This is a genomic window from Halorubrum sp. CBA1125, from assembly GCF_009742825.1.
GTDB lineage: Archaea > Halobacteriota > Halobacteria > Halobacteriales > Haloferacaceae > Halorubrum.
The window spans coordinates 1-3,124 of the sequence record NZ_WPCE01000263.1 but is presented as its reverse complement, the minus strand read 5'-3'; the positions used below and the strand labels follow the sequence as shown (position 1 = coordinate 3,124).

Genomic DNA, 3,124 nt, shown 5'->3' with positions numbered 1-3,124 from the left:
GGCGGCATCGCCGGCGCGGCGTACGCGGGCAAGTACGCCGGCGAGCAGGCGGTGAAGGCGGTCTCCGACGGCGACGCCTCGGAGGAGAACCTGTGGCGGTACAACACCCGCGTGATGGACCACTTCGGCGGCCGGTACGCCGGGCTCGACGTGTACAACGTGCTCTCGACCGCGGTCGACGTCGACGACCTGATGGGGCTGCTCGCGTCGCTGCCCGGCGAGAAGCTCGCGGAGGCGCTCTACGAGGGCTCCACGTCGATGTCGTTCGGCCTGAAGGTGAAAGCGGCGATCAAGAGCTTCGGGTACTGGGGAACGATACGGAACTTCTACCAGACGAAGTCGCTCGCGGACGAGCTGCTCGCCCACTACGACGACTACCCGACGAGCCCCGCCGCGATGGCCAACTGGACCCGCGAGCGCGACGCGATCATGGACCGGGTGTACGAGACGACCGGGGCCGACGCGAAGTACTGAGCCCGTGGCTGGCGACTACCGGATCACCACGGTCGAGACCGTTCGCGAGCGCGGATCGTGGGCGTTCACCGTCCGCGACGGCGACGACGACGACCTGGGAGTGGTCCTGCTCCCCTGCGACGGCGACCCGCCGGTCCGCGCGTGGGTCAACCGCTGTACCCACGAGGCACAGCGCCTCCACCGCGAGGGTGTCGGGGCGGTCGTCCGCGACGGCGACGTCGTCTGCCCGAAACACGGGTCGTCGTTCGACGCCTGTGCGGGGTCGTGTGACAACGGCCCGGCGGCGGGGACGGATCTCCGCGCCGTCGCTATCGCGGTCCGCGACGGAACCGTCTACCTCACCGACGACGGCGTCACGTACCTCTACGAGGGGCTCCCCGACGACGAGGGCGACGGCGACGATCCGGGATCCACGTCGCACCTGCGGTTCTGACGGGTCGAACACGGTTCTGACGGATCGCATCTGCGATTCTGACGGGGCGATTCTGACGGGGCGGGGAGAGGGACGCTGGCGGCCTAGGGACGGCTCTCCGCGACCCGCCGGATGGCGCGGGCGAGCACGTCGATCCCGACGGCGATGTCGTCCTCGACGACGTCGAACCTGCTCGTGTGGTGTCCCCCGGGGTGGTCGGTTCCGACGCCGACGTAGCAGGCGAGCCCGCCGTTCTCCTGGACGCGCTTCAGCAGGTACGTGGCGTCCTCCGACCCGCCGAGGTCGTCGCGGTCGAGGATCCGATCGACGCCCGCCACGTCGTTCGCCACCCCGCCGACGATCCCGGCGAGCGCGTCGTCGCTCCGGCCGCTCGGCGCCTCGCCGCTCGTCGAGACGGTCACCTCACAGCCGTGCATCGCCGCCGACGCGTCGAGGATCCGGTCGGCGCAGTCGGACATGTACCCGGACAGCTCCGTGGTCGCTCCGCGGACCTCCCCTTCGAGAAACGCCGACTCGGGGACGACGTTCGTGGCCGTTCCGCCGCCGACGACGCCGGCGTTCACTCGGGTCGTCCCGTCGGCGTGCCGCGGGATCGCGTGGAGGTTCTGGACCGCCGTCGCCATCGCGTGTACCGCGTTGCGGCCCGTCTCCGGGCGCGCGCCGGCGTGTGCCGACTCGCCCGCGAACTCGGCGCGGAACTGGCGGACGGCGAGGAACCCGTCGACCCCGCAGACGATCTCCCCGGAGGGGTGATCGAGGCCGACGTGGACCGCGTAGAGGTACTCCACGTCGTCGAGGTGACCCGACGCCGCCATCGCCTTGCCGCCGGCCACCTGCTCTTCGCCGGGCTGGAAGAACACCTTGAGGGTCCCCTCGAACGCCGAGTCGAGGACCGCGTCGAGCACCCCCAGCCCGATCGTCGCGTGGGCGTCGTGGCCGCAGGCGTGCATGTACCCCTCGTGCTCCGAGCGGAACCCCTCGGCCGCGGGAACGTGGTCGTCGGCGGTCGACTCCGTGACCGGGAGGGCGTCGATGTCGACCCGCAGGGCGACCACCGGACCGTCGCCGCGCTCCGCGACCGCGACGCAGCCGGTGTACCCGCCCGAGAGCGCGTCGACGGTCTCGGGGTCGGCACCCGCCTCGCGGGCGCGAGACTCCCACCTCGCGAGTTCGTCGTCGTCGGGGACGTTCATGCGCTCGCCCGCCGCCAGCGCGTCGGGGCCGACGTGCAGGGCCGTCAGGTCCCGATCCCGGAGCGCCTCGACGATCCGGGCGGTGGTGTAGAACTCGCGCCACGCGGGCTCTGGGTGGCGGTGGAGGTCGCGGCGGAACGCGCGGTACTCGTCGCTGTCGCGAGCGCTCATACGCGCCGGTTTCTCGGCGAGCGCTTAAAACGTCCTCACCCGTCGGCGCCGATCCGTCCGATCAGGCTGTCGTCAGGCGCGATCGCGCGGACGGCCGGCAGCAGCGCCACGGCGACGGCGAGTTCGAGCCCGCCGACCGCGAGGAACGCGGGCGTGTACCCGAACGCGCCGGTGGCGCCGCCGCCGACGAGAAAGCCCGTGAGGAAACCGAGCGAGCCGAACACGTTGAACAGCCCCATCGCCGCCCCGCGGGCCTCCGGCTCGACGAGGTCGGTGACGAGCGCCATCGTCGCGGGCGCCATCAGCGCGCCGCAGACCCCGACGAGGACCATCAGCCCGGCCGCGAGCGGGTAGACGGGCGCGACGCCGACGCCGATCGTGACGACCCCGTACGCGAGCGACCCGGCGACCACCGGGAGCGTCCGGCCGATCCGGTCCGAGAGCGTTCCGAACGGCGACTGCAGCAGCGCGAACGGGACGAAAAAAGAGCGCGAGCGTCGCGCCCGCGCCCGCGGCCGAGAGGCCGAACGTCGACGGGTCCTGGAAGTAGTACACGCCGACGAGCGCGAAGAACCCCGCCGTCAGCCGGTCGACGAAGCCGAACGCCAGGGGGACGAGCAGGCCGCGCGTGGACCGCGTCCGGACGAGCACGTCGCGGAACCCGGGACGGGAGCCGCCGCGTCCGGGCCCGTCGCCGTCGGACCGCTCGTCACCGTCGAACCGCTCGTCACCGTCGGACCGCTCGTCGACGGTCGCCGCGATCACCGCCGCGCCGGCGAGTACCGCCGCGCCGGCGTACACCGGATAGAGCGTGCCGAGGTCGGCGAGCGCCCCGCCGACGACGGAGCCGACG

The 3,124-nt window shown here is 72.5% G+C and carries 2 protein-coding genes and 2 pseudogenes; 2 read left to right on the top strand and 2 right to left on the bottom strand.

Annotation, left to right across the window (positions count from 1 at the left end):
• Positions 1–474 (top strand): annotated as a pseudogene (locus GJ633_RS15345) (electron transfer flavoprotein); the annotation flags it as partial.
• Between the two features lie 4 nt (positions 475–478).
• The gene (locus GJ633_RS15340; protein WP_321169121.1) at positions 479–907 is read left to right on the top strand and encodes a Rieske 2Fe-2S domain-containing protein; all 429 of its coding nucleotides are present in this window, start codon (positions 479–481) and stop codon (positions 905–907) included.
• An 83-nt stretch (positions 908–990) separates the two neighbouring features.
• Here the strand turns inward: GJ633_RS15340 and GJ633_RS15335 are convergent, their stop codons facing one another.
• Positions 991–2,271 carry an amidohydrolase gene (locus GJ633_RS15335; protein WP_156589488.1) on the bottom strand — a complete coding sequence of 427 codons (1,281 nt, stop codon included), beginning with the start codon at positions 2,269–2,271 and terminating at the stop codon, positions 991–993.
• Positions 2,272–2,306: 35 nt separating this feature from the next.
• Positions 2,307–2,916 (bottom strand): annotated as a pseudogene (locus GJ633_RS15330) (MFS transporter); the annotation flags it as partial.
• Positions 2,917–3,124: the final 208 nt, after the last annotated feature.

What these genes read in the sequence shown, in the direction of transcription:
- GJ633_RS15335 (WP_156589488.1), bottom strand. Translation starts at nt 2,271, where the DNA reads ATGAGCGCTCGCGACAGCGACGAGTACCGCGCGTTCCGCCGCGACCTC.